This window comes from Maribacter sp. 4G9 (assembly GCF_002742265.1).
Lineage (GTDB): Bacteria > Bacteroidota > Bacteroidia > Flavobacteriales > Flavobacteriaceae > Maribacter.
This window is the reverse complement of sequence record NZ_MDGL01000065.1, coordinates 12,881-27,272: the sequence shown is the minus strand read 5'-3', so window position 1 is coordinate 27,272 and position 14,392 is coordinate 12,881. Positions and strand designations below refer to the sequence as shown.

Annotated in this window: 13 protein-coding genes; 10 read left to right on the top strand and 3 right to left on the bottom strand. The window is 40.1% G+C overall.

Annotation, left to right across the window (positions count from 1 at the left end):
• Positions 1-974: 974 nt before the first annotated feature.
• Together BFP75_RS09095 and BFP75_RS09090 are read left to right on the top strand one after the other, a co-directional pair.
• Positions 975-1,433, top strand: coding sequence for a cold-shock protein (locus tag BFP75_RS09095; RefSeq protein ID WP_099544926.1), 459 nt, complete (start codon positions 975-977; stop codon positions 1,431-1,433).
• An 18-nt stretch (positions 1,434-1,451) separates the two neighbouring features.
• Positions 1,452-2,378, top strand: coding sequence for an EamA family transporter (locus BFP75_RS09090; protein WP_099544925.1), 927 nt, complete (start codon positions 1,452-1,454; stop codon positions 2,376-2,378).
• Here BFP75_RS09090 and BFP75_RS09085 read toward each other — a convergent pair.
• On the bottom strand, positions 2,349-2,957 hold the full coding sequence (locus BFP75_RS09085; protein WP_099544924.1) for a pseudouridine synthase: 609 nt from the start codon (positions 2,955-2,957) through the stop codon (positions 2,349-2,351). The two genes, BFP75_RS09090 and BFP75_RS09085, sit on opposite strands and share 30 nt — an antisense overlap.
• A 210-nt stretch (positions 2,958-3,167) precedes the next feature.
• On the opposite strand from BFP75_RS09085, the gene BFP75_RS09080 reads away from it, so the two are divergent.
• Together BFP75_RS09080 and BFP75_RS09075 are read left to right on the top strand one after the other, a co-directional pair.
• The gene (locus tag BFP75_RS09080) at positions 3,168-4,721 is read left to right on the top strand and encodes a DEAD/DEAH box helicase (RefSeq protein WP_099544923.1); all 1,554 of its coding nucleotides are present in this window, start codon (positions 3,168-3,170) and stop codon (positions 4,719-4,721) included.
• A gap of 63 nt (positions 4,722-4,784) precedes the next feature.
• A complete protein-coding gene (locus BFP75_RS09075) occupies positions 4,785-6,032 on the top strand; it encodes an NAD(P)/FAD-dependent oxidoreductase (protein WP_099544922.1) in 1,248 nt (415 codons plus the stop codon).
• Between the two features lie 3 nt (positions 6,033-6,035).
• Here the strand turns inward: BFP75_RS09075 and BFP75_RS09070 are convergent, their stop codons facing one another.
• Positions 6,036-8,213, bottom strand: a complete 2,178-nt coding sequence (locus tag BFP75_RS09070) for a DUF5916 domain-containing protein (RefSeq protein ID WP_099544921.1) — start codon at positions 8,211-8,213, stop codon at positions 6,036-6,038.
• A 274-nt stretch (positions 8,214-8,487) separates the two neighbouring features.
• Between BFP75_RS09070 and BFP75_RS09065 the strand changes: the two genes are divergently transcribed.
• Together BFP75_RS09065 and BFP75_RS09060 are read left to right on the top strand one after the other, a co-directional pair.
• The gene (locus BFP75_RS09065) at positions 8,488-9,603 is read left to right on the top strand and encodes an alkene reductase (RefSeq protein ID WP_099544920.1); all 1,116 of its coding nucleotides are present in this window, start codon (positions 8,488-8,490) and stop codon (positions 9,601-9,603) included.
• 37 nt (positions 9,604-9,640) lie between these two features.
• On the top strand, positions 9,641-10,057 hold the full coding sequence (locus tag BFP75_RS09060) for an OsmC family peroxiredoxin (protein WP_099544919.1): 417 nt from the start codon (positions 9,641-9,643) through the stop codon (positions 10,055-10,057).
• A gap of 69 nt (positions 10,058-10,126) precedes the next feature.
• Here the strand turns inward: BFP75_RS09060 and BFP75_RS09055 are convergent, their stop codons facing one another.
• Positions 10,127-10,411 carry a hypothetical protein gene (locus BFP75_RS09055; RefSeq protein WP_099544918.1) on the bottom strand — a complete coding sequence of 95 codons (285 nt, stop codon included), beginning with the start codon at positions 10,409-10,411 and terminating at the stop codon, positions 10,127-10,129.
• Positions 10,412-10,615: 204 nt separating this feature from the next.
• Between BFP75_RS09055 and BFP75_RS09050 the strand changes: the two genes are divergently transcribed.
• From BFP75_RS09050 to BFP75_RS09035, 4 genes are all read left to right on the top strand, one after another.
• Positions 10,616-11,245, top strand: coding sequence for an SDR family oxidoreductase (locus BFP75_RS09050; RefSeq protein WP_099545027.1), 630 nt, complete (start codon positions 10,616-10,618; stop codon positions 11,243-11,245).
• A gap of 151 nt (positions 11,246-11,396) precedes the next feature.
• Positions 11,397-12,068, top strand: a complete 672-nt coding sequence (locus BFP75_RS09045) for an FAD-binding oxidoreductase (RefSeq protein WP_099544917.1) — start codon at positions 11,397-11,399, stop codon at positions 12,066-12,068.
• A 274-nt stretch (positions 12,069-12,342) separates the two neighbouring features.
• Entirely contained in the window at positions 12,343-13,530 is a 1,188-nt protein-coding gene (locus BFP75_RS09040) for a PQQ-dependent sugar dehydrogenase (protein WP_099544916.1), read from the top strand.
• A 4-nt stretch (positions 13,531-13,534) separates the two neighbouring features.
• A complete protein-coding gene (locus BFP75_RS09035; protein ID WP_099544915.1) occupies positions 13,535-14,383 on the top strand; it encodes an aminotransferase class IV in 849 nt (282 codons plus the stop codon).
• Positions 14,384-14,392 lie beyond the last annotated feature (9 nt).

Genomic DNA, 14,392 nt, shown 5'->3' with positions numbered 1-14,392 from the left:
TATCAAGGCCATTACCTCCTTGGCAGCTACCCAACGTACTTTACCTTTGGTCAGTCCTTTTGCTTCGGTTATTGAATGTTTGATAAAAGTTCTCATGTTGTTCGTTTTTATTGTCCCGAAATGCATCGGGTTGATTAATTGATGATGAATTGAATGAATTTCTAACTACTAACTACTAGTTGCTAGCTCCTTAATGCGTGTGGTTTCTAACCTCGGCCCACTGCACTCGTTTACTGTTTCTGAAATTGCTGAAGAATGAATGTCTTCTGGCTTCCGTTGGTGATTGTCTGATAAAAGTTCTCATGTTGTTCGTTTTTTGTCCCGATATGCATCGGGTTGATTAATTGATGATGAATTGATGAATTAATTTCTAACTACTAACTACTAACTACTAACTACTAACTACTAACTACTAGTTACTAGCTCCTTAATACGTGTGGTTTCTAACTTCGGCCCATTGCACGCGTTTACTGTTTCTGAAATTGCTGAAGAATGAATGTCTTCTGGCTTCCGTGGGTGATTGTCTGATAAAAGTTCTCATGTTGTTCGTTTTTTGTCCCGATATGCATCGGGTTGATTGATTGATGATGATTTAAATTCTAACTATTAACAAGTAATTGTTATATCTAGAAGACGATAAGGCATTCTATTTGTTACAGTACTATGTAATAAAAGGTACTAAATATAAAATAATAATCAATAACTATTTGATTATGAGTTATTTATAAAAATGTTAAAATTAATATAATTTCCTAAATCAATTTTTATCGGCAATTATCAAATAATTTGGAAAGCAAATCGTACTTTATTAAACATACAGTATCTTTGTCCTTTACATAAAGAAAAGAGTAGAATCTTGCTCCGACAAAAACGAATCTTTTGTGCTAGCCCTCGTCCATGTCATTTCGTAAAAGTCAAACTTGAACATCTGTTCTTTATGTATTTAAAATAAATTAGAAACATTAAAATTACGAATGGCAAAATCACAGCAAACTTTTAATAAAACTGAGAAAGTAAAAAAAAGACTAAAGAAACGGGAAGATAAGCAAAAGAAGAAAGACGCACGGAAACAAGCTTCCAAGGAAAAGGGATCTACTGGTATTCCGCTCGCCTATGTTGACTATAATGGGAACCTGGTCGATTCTCCACCAGATCCTTCAATGAAGGTGGAAATTGAGGTAGAGGACATTATATTGGGAATTCCCAAAAAAGAGGAAGGCGATGAAGAGGAATTTGATCCCGTTAGAAATGGTAAGGTTTCTTTCTTTGATTCTTCAAAAGGGTTTGGATTTATCATTGATTCCGAAAATAATGAGAAGTACTTCGTGCATGTAAGCGGGCTGATCGATGAGATTTTTGAAAACGATAAGGTTTCCTTCGAGCTTGAAAAGGGAATGAAGGGAATGAACGCAGTAAGGGTCAAGAGGCTTTAATATGGCTTATTTCTTCAGATGACCTTGGCAAAACGTAATACACTTCTCATACTATTGGCGTTCTTCTCTATCTATGTCATCTGGGGTTCTACCTATTTATTAAACAAGATTGCGGTAACCGAGTTGCCGGCTTTTATGTTGGCCGGTATTCGGTTTGTTACTGCGGGTTGTCTTATTTTCTTGATTGCCAAATTTTTAAAAATACCCCTTAGAGTTACCAGAAAACAGCTTTTCAACGCCGTAATAGCCGGTTTTCTCTTTCTTACATTTGGAAATGGCGTGGTGGTATGGGCTCTAAAATACGTTGATAGTGGATTTGCCGCACTTGAAATTTCAGCACAACCCCTTGTGGTACTACTACTAATGAGGATACTTCAAGGTAAGCGCATACAACCCATGTCCTTGGTAGGTGTGGGACTGGGTATGATAGGAATCTATCTTTTGGTGAGTCAGAAACAGATTATTTCCCAAGAAGGAGCATTTCTTGGAATGGTCCTTATTTTCTTTTGCATGCTCAGTTGGGCCTATGGAAGTCTTTTCGTTGGCAAGGCGGACTTACCGCCCAATTACTTCGTAAATACGGGGTATCAGATGGTTACCGGGGGTATTTTACTTTTTGTAATCAGTGCTGTTATAGGCGAGGAGTGGATTTCGCCCTTAAATTGGACGGTGCCCGTACTATGGTCCATGATACTTTTGGTCTTATTTGGGAGTATTGTCGCCTTCACTGCATTTAATTATTTGCTAAAAGTGGTATCCCCAGAAAAGGTAGCTACCTCTTCCTATGTAAATCCCGTAATCGCCATGGTTTTAGGATGGTATTTTTTAAACGAGCAAATAACCTTTCAATCCGCTATTGCCGCTCTGGTGCTGCTCACGGGCGTGTATTTTATCAATACGAAGAAAAGGCTGACACTATTTTCTAGATTCACCTCCAAACAATAGAGTAGGTAAATCAGGTAGCTCTTGTACGGAGCCTTCTTTTAACCCCTTTATTGCAATAGGGCCAACACGCACCCGTACCAATCTAACCGTAGGATATCCAACGGCTGCGGTCATTTTGCGTATCTGTCGAAATTTGCCCTCGGTTAAAACAATCTTGATCCATGAAGTTGGTCTATGAAGTCCGATGCGAAGTTTGGGACTCGCTTCGGGCAGGGTAGGGGCCTCTTCCATTTTTTCGATTATATAGGGTTTGGCCATATAATTCTTCCCAAAAATTCCGATAGTAACGCCGGCTTCAAGTTTTTCTAAAGCTTTTTGGTCAATGATACCGTCCAGCTGTACCCAATATTCCTTTTCAATCCCCGCATTGTTGATATAATCGGTCAATTTGCCATCGGTAGTCATCAAAAGCAATCCTTCCGATTTTTCATCCAAACGACCAATGGGCATGATTTCTTGGGGAAAGTCATAAAGTTCTGTCAGGAATCTTTTTTTTCGCAATTGCCTTTCTTCACCAGAGGTCATCTGACTAAGTATTCCAAAAGGTTTGAAGATTTTAAAATGTGTATGGTTTTTCATTAGGGATGCGATAGCTTCATAAGTTCATTCATTAAATTTAAGGTCAATTGTCCTTTATTTGAAAATTCACTTTTATGGAAGCCTTTAGATTGCCTAACAAATATCCTCTATGAGGGTTTCATTGGTCGGAAAGATACCCTTTTTATCGCATGAATTAGTATTAGGCCCTTGAAGGTGTTACCTTTGCACCCTTCAAGGAAAAAGGATTACATGCAAGAGACCGTATACGAACTGCAGGAAAAAAAGACAGATAAAGAGCTTTATAGTTATCAACAGGGTGCCATCCAACAGATTTTTGAAAAGTTTGATAACGAACGTGACGATTACCACTTATTATATCAATTACCTACAGGAGGCGGTAAGACCGTCATTTTCTCCGAAATTGTTCGTCAGTACCTAAAGAACCATACTAAAAAGGTTTTGGTCATGACCCATAGGGTGGAGCTTTGCAACCAAACTTCGGACATGCTTACCAGTTTTGGGGTGGTGAACAAAGTAGTGAACAGCAAGGCCAATCTAGACGATCAGGAAAAGTACAGCTGTTATGTGGCCATGGTGGAAACCTTGAACAATAGGCTTAATGATGATAAATTGGATATTTCCGATGTGGGGCTGGTGATTATCGATGAGGCCCACTACAATTCCTTTACCAAGTTATTCAAGTTTTTTGAAAGTTCCTTTATCCTTGGAGTAACTGCGACACCTCTGAGCTCCAACAAGGAAACCCCAATGAACGGGAATTATGATGAGCTCATCCCGGGGGAATCCATTGAAAACCTTATTGAAAACGACTTTTTGGCCAAGGCCGAAACCTATCAATATGATATGGGCCTAACCTCATTGGAAGTCGGATCCAATGGGGATTATACCGTAAAATCCTCGGCAGACCTCTATACGAGTCCTGCCATGCTCAACAAGCTTTTGGAAGCTTATACCAAGCACTCAAAAGATAAAAAAACACTGATTTTCAATAATGGTATCGAAACTTCCATTCAGGTATATTATACCTTCAGGAATGCCGGGTTGCCCATCATGCATTTGGATAATACGGCCACAAAAAAACAGCGGAAACAAATCCTAAAATGGTTCAAGGAAACACCTAACGCCATATTGACATCGGTAAGTATTTTAACCACCGGTTTTGACGAACCCACCATTGAAAGTATTATCCTTAACCGGGCCACCAAATCCTTGACCCTATATTATCAGATGATCGGTAGGGGTTCTAGGGTTTTGAACAACAAATCGAAATTTACGGTCATTGATTTAGGTAACAATATATACCGATTTGGACCTTGGGGTGCCGACTTGGATTGGGAGGCGATTTTTAAATCGCCCAATTATTATATGGACAGGATCCGTGATGATGAGGACATCGAGGCGGATTTTAAGCATGACCTGTCAGACGACCTCAAGGAGGAGTTCAAAAACTCCAAGGAAACCTATTTCGATATCAGGGAGACCTATGAACAGGCAACGTTTGCGGGTGAATCTTCAAAGGTTGTTTTGGAAAGGTCGATTGAGCAGCATGCTTATATCTGTATTGAAAATAGTGAGGATGTTTACGATGCCCTTGCCTTGGCCAAATTGTTGAAGGAGGATATAGACAACCGCATTCATGTGTATGCGAAGTGTATCAGTAAAAGCACCCATAATTTCCTAAGCTGGTTAAAGGACGATTATCAAAAGAAATTGAATGCTTATTTACGGGAAAATTTTGATTCCGTTTACGAGGATATTTACGGGCATCCGCCTGAGGATTAATCATCGATATATTTTTATAATAAGCTTCTTAAGTAGGCACTTTTCGTTTCCTATCTTTACCCTATGGAAAAGAAATTTACTAAAATCGCCATAATTGGTGCAGGAATCAGCGGTTTGGTTGCAGCCATTACCTTGGAAAAGGAGGGATTTGCTCCTACAATTTTTGAGGCATCGGATAGTATTGGCGGACGCGTAAAAACGGATATTCTGGAAGGATATCAGTTAGACCACGGTTTTCAGGTGTTGTTGGATGCCTACCCAATGGCCCAAAAGTATTTGGATTATGGACAGCTGGAATTACAAAAATTTTTGCCGGGAGCCCAAGTGTTCCATAAGGGTAAAAGTGCCATTATAGGTGATCCACTTCGCAACCTTATTCTATTGTTCCCTACACTGGCCTCCGGTATCGGTACTTTTGGAGATAAGCTAAAAGTGTTGAAATTAAATGCATTGTTAAAGGAAAAAACGGTGGAGGGAATTTTTGAGGAACCGGAAACTTCTACAATTGAGTATCTAAAATCCCTTAATTTTTCCGAAGAAATAATCAACCAATTTTTCAAACCTTTTTTTTCCGGTATCTTTTTGGAACCTCATTTGGCTACCTCCTCAAGGATGTTTCAGTTCGTTTATAAAATGTTCGGTGCAGGACTGGCCGTATTGCCCAAGGCAGGTATTGGTGCCATACCCAATCAATTGCAACAAAAATTAAAGGCCACAAAATTCATTTTTGATTGTCCCGTAGAAAGTTGTACGGATGAAAAAATCACCTTATCCGATGGTAAAACGGCATTTTTCGATTATAAGATTATCGCTACCGATGCTTCGCCGCTGGTGCCAAATTTACGCAAGCAGCATTTGGATTGGCATACATCGGATACGTTATACTTCACGACAAAGCACAGAAAAATCAATAAACCACTCATTGGTTTGATTGCAGACCAAGAGGCATTGATAAATAATATCTTTTACCATACGGCGCTGGAAACGGCCCAAAATGGAGTAGCGGAACTACTTTCCGTTACCGTTGTAAAAGAGCATGATTTAACCGAATATCAATTGGTACAGCGGGTAAAGGAGGACTTGGAAAAATTCTGTGGAATTACTACCGATCGCTATCTAAAACACTATAGAATTAAGAAGGCTTTACCTAAGTTAGCGGATATTAGGTATTCATTAATGCCTTCTGAAACCCGAATAACGGAAAACATCTTTTTAGCGGGTGACTATCTATTAAATGGCTCCTTGAACGCCGCTATGATTTCTGGGGAAATGGCGGCTAAAGGTGTTTTGGAAGTTATTGAAAGGCGATAGGCATCAGTTGTTCAACCAGTATGTAAACTTTAGTGTTAATCCCCAGTTCCTTGTTTCAAAAGGGGTTACAAAATAGTTGTTCGTATATACCAAGAATAAATCTGAAGCCGGACTATAGCGCCACTGAAACCTGGAATTCAAGTTCATATTGCCGGTCTGTTCATTGTACTGGACCAAATTTGCAAAAAAGATTTTATTGGTAAAAGTGATGTCCGCTTCAGCTCCGATCAACCAAAATTCATTGGTGTTCCAAGGTGCGGGGAGGTCGATGTGATTGTAGTTCAGATTCGCGCTTAAACTCACATAAGGTTGAAACCGGTATCCAAGTTCGCTAGTTAAGCTGGTGCGATTACCATCCTGATAATAGCCCCCCAAACGTCCGCCCAAGGAATAGGTAAATAGGCTCTGGGGTTTGGATTGGTATTCCCAACCAAAGGCGTTCCATTGGTGTTCAGTGCCCAGCGCCAATTCTGCAATGCCCAATCGGGTGGGGTCAAAGGGATCCAATAGTTCTACATAATCATCGGATATAAAGAAGAAGGCATTGCTTCGGTTCCTAAAATCAAAACGATATAGCACATAGGCAAGGTGGTCCGTTTCCCTGAATGCTTCATTAAAAAACCACGTGACGTTCAATTCCGGTCCATGGCTTACTAAGGGTCCGCCTTTTGCAAAGAACAAGTGTCCCAGTTTACCGGAAAAATTCACATAGTTTGTCCTCGGTACAAATCCAACCTCTGCCGTATAATCGTTACTTACCCATTCCTGCTGCACCCTCCAGAGCCATTTTCTGCTACTATATTGTAGGTGGGCCCCTTGGGCAATCCCTCTACCACTTTCATCTGGGGCAAGGGACTTTAGGATAAAGGCCTTTCCGTTCCAAATGTTATTGGAGGACGCCAAGTTGTACTCCATGCCCAAGTTCCGATTGTATTTTGCAAATTGCTGATTGATGGAGTCGTTTTCCGACGGATAATTAATAGACTGCTTGTTTACGACCATAAGCCCTATATTACTTCGTCCAAAGACTTTGCGCTGTAAGGAAAGTACTCCAAAATTCTGACTGGGCAAACCGGTTTCATCCACGGATGCGGTCTGCATATCCATGAGCCCCATCCGCCATTTTTCATTTAGGTTACCGCTGACACGGGCCCCGGCCTGTATGGGCACTCCTAGTCCGATTCTTCGGGAAAAGAAGGGACGTATGGTCTCATACCCAAAATTTGCAAAAAGGTCGCCGTTCTCCAGAAAAAACTGTCGTCTTTCGGGGAAGAAAAGCTCAAATCGGTCCAAGTTGGTCACCTGTCGGTCTACCTCGACCTGTGAAAAATCGGGATTTACGGTAAGGTCTAGATTCAGGGAAGATGTGAGGCTAAACTTTACATCGCCTCCAAATTTACCATTGGTCTTGCTATCTTCATTGGCCTCCAAATCTCTATTAACCTCTCCCAATACATAGGGTATAATGGAAAAGTTGGTGCCCGGGGCAGGAGGTGGGGCATCCCAAACCAAGGTTCCCGTATAGGCAAGGGCCGCTGTGGGAAATTGTCTTGGAATAGGGGTCCAGCTCGACTTTTCGCTTGATTTTAGATCTAACCGACTAAAATTAATGCCCCACTCGGTAACGCCCGCTTCATAGCGAATGGATTTAAAGGGAACCGCCATTTCAAAAACCCATTTGTCGTCATCACGGGTGACCTCGGATATCCATTTGCTGTCCCAGTTCAAATCGATTCTGGAACCATCGAACATGGTGCCGTCCCATTGTGCGCCATAGGCATTGGACCCAAATGAAAACCCTGTCGTCTGATTGTTGAACGGATCCAAAAAGAGCAAAAAGTTATCGTTCCTCCCAAAGGAAAAATCCCTGCGAAGGGATTCTACAAAATATTTGGCTTCCGTGGCATTGTAAAAAGTGGCCAAAAGGTATAGATGCTTGTCGTCATAGGTCATTTTTATGGCAGATTGTTCATTGGCCAAACCATCGTCCATGGGGAGCACCCTGTAGAAATCCTTGGCGACTTCGGCATCCTGCCAGGCCCTGTCATCTCCAATTCCATTAATTTCTACGGGAAAATTCGTCTTTTTAATGTGCAAACGGTAATTACCGTTCTTTTTTTGTGCTTGCAAAATATGGGCACATAAAAGAAAGCACACAATAGCGCATATGTTAATATTCATTGAGTTTAAGTTGGAGCTGCAACTTACTTAAATTTTTAAAGGATACTTTTCCATTGGACAAAAAATAAGCTAAAATTCATGTAAACTTCTCCCAAGTGATTACAAGTAGCTTTGAAACAAGCATAGTAGATTTGAATAGGTGATACCTACTGCGCAAAGAAAATGTCTTTCCTAGAAATTCCCCAAAACCGATTTTGTTACAGATACTATTTTAGCCATAAGAGCTAAGGATATTCCGCTATTCCATGGAACTTTGTTAAAACAAAAAAAATGTATGAAAAAACAAGCGCTATTAGAGCCCTATAAAGAAAGAAATCTATCCTTGAGAAACAGGGTAGTAATGGCACCAATGACCCGTAGCCGGGCCGCCAATGAAAATAAAAAACCTGAAAAGGGACTTCACAATATTTATTATAAGCAAAGAGCTTCGTCCGGACTCATAATTACCGAAGGATCACAAGTCTCCGAAGAAGCGGTAGGCTACATAAATACACCCGGAATACACACTGAAGCTCAGGTAGAGGGTTGGAAACAGGTAACCCGGGCCGTTCATGAAAAAAATGGTACCATCTTCATTCAGTTGTGGCATGTGGGTAGAATGTCCCATCCTGATTTTCATGATGGAGATTTGCCACTGGCGCCTTCGGCAATTAACCCAGAAGCACAATCCTATACTCCTGAAGGTTTTAAGGATACGGTAACCCCTAAGGCCATGACCAAAGAAGATATTGCCAGAACAATCCAGGATTTTAAAAATGCTGCCCAAAATGCTGTAAAGGCAGGATTCGATGGAATTGAAATTCACTCGTCAAACGGGTATCTTTTTCATCAATTTTTTAATGCAACCTCCAACACGAGAACGGATGAATATGGCGGCAGTATCGAGAAAAGGGCGCGATTCTTTTTTGAATTATTGGATGAAGTCAAAAAGGTTATTCCCGAATCCAAGATTGGCGCACGTTTTAACCCGTCGTTAAATGGAATGTTTGGAATGACCATGGATGAGGAAACCATTCCAACTTTTGAGTATATCATTAAAAAATTGGATGATGAATATGACCTTGCTTATATACATCTCTCCGAACCCTTTACCGATGTTTCAGAAATTCCATATGCAATTGAGAACATAGCGGAACATTTTAGACCATTGTATAATGGCACTTTAATGATAAACGGCGGTTTTGACCAGGAATCGGGAAATAAAGTCATAGAAAGTGGAAATGCAGACTTGGTCTCTTTTGGGAAATTGTATGTATCCAACCCCGATTTAGTCGAACGGTTTAAAAATGATTGGGAACTGGCCGACTGGGATGCAGACACTTTTTACACACCGGGTAAAACGGGTTATATAGACTATGAAATCCACAAGCAAGAAGAGTCGGTTCAGTAAAGATTTAATTAATTAGTGATAATAAAAAAAAGATAGAATGAATTTTACACGAAATGCGAAAGCACAATGGAAAGGAAGTGGAAAAGAAGGACACGGAACATTAACGACGGATAGTACCGTATTGGAAAATACCCAATATTCCTTCAATACGAGATTTGAGGATGGAAAAGGTACTAATCCGGAAGAACTTATTGGAGCGGCACACGCCGGATGCTTTGCCATGCAATTGAGTTTTTTGCTCGGGGAAGCGGATTATACGCCCAATACGCTTGACGTTAGTGCAAAGGTATCTTTTAAGGATGGTGAGATTGTAAAAGTGACCTTGGACTTAAAGGGTGATGTACCGGAAATTGAAGCTTCGGAATTTATAGAGATTGCTACAAAGGCAAAGGATATTTGTCCCATTTCCAAACTTTTGGATACAGAAATTGAACTAAATGCCAGTTTAGCGTAGAAATAAAAAACACATTATAGAGAAAAAGCAGCCTAGATGGCTGCTTTTTTATATGGTAAATTCAAAAGCCTATTTAATATGGTCCCTGTTCCGTTCTAAATCCTCATTACCTGAACCTCCTTGGCTATACAATTGATTTTCTTCGTCCTTAACCGTTTTCTTGGTTTTGTCTTTTGGTAGATTCCGTCCCGGAACATCCAAATCCGAACCTGCAAAATCCACATCTTTTTCTCTTTCCTGTAATTGTTGGTCATCACCTTGATCGGTTCTCGAATTTTTTGTTTTTTCTCCCAAAGCGTTTAAATCCTCTTTTGTAATAGCTGAATTATAGGTTTTCTCTTTCTGATTACTCATATTCTAAATTTTAGATTAATAATGCTCCGATAAGGTAGCGGTTTTATACTCCTAGGATTGACCTAAATCCAACATAAATAGGCTGTATTCAAAATACTGGCATGCATTAAATTGTATTGGGATTAGAGCTAATAATTACTCTATATAGGGTAAGGTTCGTCCTTCTTTCCAACTATCTTACTACAAATGAAAAAGATATACATTATGGAAAATATTTTAGTAGCAGGCGCTAATGGTACCACGGGAAAAAAGGTGATTCACTTATTAAAATCATCTCAATATTTTAATCCCGTTGCGATGGTTCGAAAGGAAGAACAATTGGCGCAATTTGAAAATGAAGGAATAGATACCGTTTTAGGCGATTTGGAAGAAGATCTTTCGCATACTGTCAAGAACATTGATAAGGTGATATTTGCTGCAGGATCAGGTGGAAAAAAAGTGGTCGCTGTGGATCAAGAGGGCGCTAAAAGCTTAATCGATGTTTCCAAAAAAGCGAACGTAAAAAGATTTGTGATGCTAAGTTCTATGGGAGCTGACAATCCGGAGGCAGCCGAAGACCTAAAAGAGTATCTACAAGCAAAACACAATGCGGATGAATACCTCAAACAGAGCGATTTAAAGTATATGATCGTTCGGCCTGGGTCATTGACAAATGAAAAAGGCACAGGTAAAATCAACTTAAAAAAGCATTTTGAAGAACAGGGTTCCATTACCCGTGATGACGTTGCCCAAACCCTAGTTCATTCCTTACATGAAGATGCAGGAACTAACGAAACGTTTGAAATTTTGGAAGGTGAGACCTTGATTGGAAAGGCTTTGGATTCCGTTTCTTAAATGATTTTTATACGTTTAAAATTAGGTCAATAGTTTGATTTTTAGACATTTCCTCTGGTAAAGGTATTTAATTTACCATAACAAGTCCCTCGATGAGGGTTTCATTTATAGAATAAAAAAAAATAGAACAAACAGAAAAAGACAATATGAAATGGCACATAAAATAAAAATTCAAGATATAGGATTCATAAGACATAATGTACTTCAAATACAAACGGACAGGCCCTCGGACTATGATTTTACCCCAGGTCAAGCTTGCGAAATGTCTATTGACCAACCCAAATGGAAGGAAGAGAAAAGACCGTTTACCTTTACCAGTTTACCGGATGATGGGTTCTTACAGTTCACCATTAAAGTATATCCAAATCACGATGGGGTGACCGATCAATTACAAACTTTAGAACAAGGGGACACACTTTTGATAAGTGATTCATGGGGAGCTATTTCCTATCAAGGACCTGGAGTTTTCTTGGCCGGTGGGGCAGGAGTTACGCCATTTATTGCGATTATTAAGGATTTGGCCAAAAAAGGAAATTTAGAGGGCAATAGATTGATTTTTGGTAATCAACGTGAACGGGACATTATCCTTCAATCAGATTTTGAAAGGTGGCTGGGAAAAGATTTTATCAATATACTTTCCGATGAGCATAGCGGCAAGTTTCCCCATGGGAATATTGACAAGGAATTTATAAAAAACCATACCGAGAATCTTGATAAAAAGTTTTACCTCTGTGGACCACCTCCCATGATGGATAGTGTATATAATGCCTTGTTGGAATTGGATGTTCCAAAAAAGGATATTATTACAGAAGATTTTGATTAAAAGCAGGATAATCGCATCGGAAAAACAATTCATGTTTTAATAATAGCATGTGGAAACAGTAACCGGTGAGAATGAATAATTTTTTGAATTAGGCAATTTGAAGGTTTAGCCATTTCATAAAACAAATACTAAAAGCTAAAATCCATACAGGTTTTAGCTTTTGGTTTTTAAACCCTTACCGGAAAGCTAATTCCTTTTCCAGTTCAATGTCAATGGATGAAAATTTTTCAATTTGTAAGGATGCTTCAGTATCTTAGCTGCAAACTGAAAAACAATGAAAAACAAAATATCAATTTTAAAGATTACCTGTGCTGTTATATTCGTACTCAGTATATTTTCCTGTAAGGAAACCAAGAAGGAGGAAACTGTTGATGTCAAAGAGGAAGTACCCATGGATAGTACGGACTTGGCCTTATTGGATCTTAACCTACCTGATGGTTTTGACATAAAGGTATATGCTAGGGGAGTGGATGATGCACGTTCCATGGCCATGGGAGATAGTGGAACACTTTTCGTGGGCACAAGAAATGAGAACACCGTGTACGCCATACAGGACAAAGATGGGGATTATAATGCAGAAACAGTCATGGTGCTTGATACGATGGAAGTTCCAAACGGAATCGCCATGCGGAACGGTGACCTGTATGTTGCCCAAGTAGGAAGTCTATGGAAATACCCGAATATAGAAGGTCAGTTAGGGGATTCACTAAACAAGGAATTGGTGTACGACGATTACCCAACGGAATTTCATCACGGATGGAAATATATTGCTTTTGGACCTGATGAGAAATTATATGTACCTGTAGGTGCACCATGCAACATTTGTAATCCTACGCAAGATGAACGTTTTGCAACGATTACCAGAATGGATCCAGATGGCAGCAATCGCGAAATTTATGCCCACGGCGTACGTAATTCAGTAGGCTTTACATGGGACGACAATGGCGAAATGTGGTTTACGGACAATGGTAGGGATATGTTGGGCGACGATATTCCTCCTTGTGAATTGAACCATATTACTGAGGCCGGTCAGCATTTTGGTTATCCTTTCTGCCATGGAGGAACCGTAAAGGACCCTGAATTCGGAGATCAACGTCCTTGTTCGGATTTTGTGCCACCGGCAAAAGCTTTGGGAGCACATGTAGCACCTTTGGCCGTTAAATTTAAATCGGGAAATATGTTTCCTTCCACCTATAATGGAAAAGCATTTATCGCCGAGCACGGTTCATGGAACCGAAGTAAAAAAGTAGGTTATAGAATAATGCTGGCCGATATAGAAAATGGCGAAGTAAAGAGTACGGAGCCCTTCATTGATGGCTGGTTGAATGACGAGACCCAGAAAGTAACAGGCAGACCGGTAGACCTGCTTTGGATGAAAGATGGGTCTTTGTTGATATCTGATGACTATGGTGACGCCATCTATAGGGTGACCTATTCCGATACTCAAGTAGCCTCAAAGTAAAAAAATGTCGAATTATCCTGATAAAGTCTATCTGAACGGAGAAATTTTACCCTCTGAAAAAGCCCAAGTTTCGGTCTTTGACAGAGGGTTTATTTTTGGTGATGGTATCTATGAGGCCATGGCACAAATAAATGGATCCTTTTTCTATCAAGAGGCGCATCTGAGTCGGCTTGAAGAGGGACTTACCAAAATCGGAATTCGGTATACCGTCAGTCAGATTCCAAAGGAAATCAATCACCTTTTACAGGCTACCGGATTAATAGGAAAGGATTGTTTCCTATATATCCAAATCACGCGTGGGGTAGCTCCCAGGCAACATTCATTTCCAAAGGACATTCAACCTACGGTTTTCATGTATGCCTTGCCCAAGGTGCTACCAGATATTAATAAGATACATGCCAAGGTAATTACCCGAGAAGATTTTAGGTGGTCCCGATGCGATATCAAGATGACCTCGCTTTTGGGAAACGTTATGCTCAATGAGGAGGCCATGCAGCATGCGTGTTATGAAACGGTGCTATGTCGTAACGGTGTGATTACGGAAGCGTCGCATTGTAATGTTTTTTTTGTGAAGGATAATGTGGTCTATACACATCCCGCGAACGAGTTCATTTTAAATGGCATTACGAGATTGGTAGCAATTCAACTTTGTGGAGAACTAGGCTTGGAACTAAAGGAAGAGGCTATACCCGAGCATGAAATTTACAATATGGACGAGGCCTTTCTCACAGGTACCAGCACCCAAATTGCTTCCATACAGCAGATCAATGATCATTTTTATTATTCTGATTATACTGTTGGTCCCGTTACCAAAAAGTTACAGGAAGCTTTTCATCGCTTAAAAGGGAATTGAATTAAGCGT

Excerpts from the sequence above, each read along its gene's own strand:
- BFP75_RS09080 (WP_099544923.1), top strand. The coding sequence starts at position 3,168 with ATGCAAGAGACCGTATACGAACTGCAGGAAAAAAAGACAGATAAAGAG.
- BFP75_RS09060 (WP_099544919.1), top strand. The coding sequence starts at position 9,641 with ATGAATTTTACACGAAATGCGAAAGCACAATGGAAAGGAAGTGGAAAA.
- BFP75_RS09050 (WP_099545027.1), top strand. The coding sequence starts at position 10,616 with ATGGAAAATATTTTAGTAGCAGGCGCTAATGGTACCACGGGAAAAAAG.
- BFP75_RS09045 (WP_099544917.1), top strand. The coding sequence starts at position 11,397 with ATGGCACATAAAATAAAAATTCAAGATATAGGATTCATAAGACATAAT.
- BFP75_RS09095 (WP_099544926.1), top strand. The coding sequence starts at position 975 with ATGGCAAAATCACAGCAAACTTTTAATAAAACTGAGAAAGTAAAAAAA.
- BFP75_RS09055 (WP_099544918.1), bottom strand. The coding sequence starts at position 10,411 with ATGAGTAATCAGAAAGAGAAAACCTATAATTCAGCTATTACAAAAGAG.
- BFP75_RS09070 (WP_099544921.1), bottom strand. The coding sequence starts at position 8,213 with ATGAATATTAACATATGCGCTATTGTGTGCTTTCTTTTATGTGCCCAT.
- BFP75_RS09065 (WP_099544920.1), top strand. The coding sequence starts at position 8,488 with ATGAAAAAACAAGCGCTATTAGAGCCCTATAAAGAAAGAAATCTATCC.
- BFP75_RS09090 (WP_099544925.1), top strand. The coding sequence starts at position 1,452 with ATGACCTTGGCAAAACGTAATACACTTCTCATACTATTGGCGTTCTTC.
- BFP75_RS09040 (WP_099544916.1), top strand. The coding sequence starts at position 12,343 with ATGAAAAACAAAATATCAATTTTAAAGATTACCTGTGCTGTTATATTC.
- BFP75_RS09085 (WP_099544924.1), bottom strand. The coding sequence starts at position 2,957 with ATGAAAAACCATACACATTTTAAAATCTTCAAACCTTTTGGAATACTT.
- BFP75_RS09035 (WP_099544915.1), top strand. The coding sequence starts at position 13,535 with ATGTCGAATTATCCTGATAAAGTCTATCTGAACGGAGAAATTTTACCC.
- BFP75_RS09075 (WP_099544922.1), top strand. The coding sequence starts at position 4,785 with ATGGAAAAGAAATTTACTAAAATCGCCATAATTGGTGCAGGAATCAGC.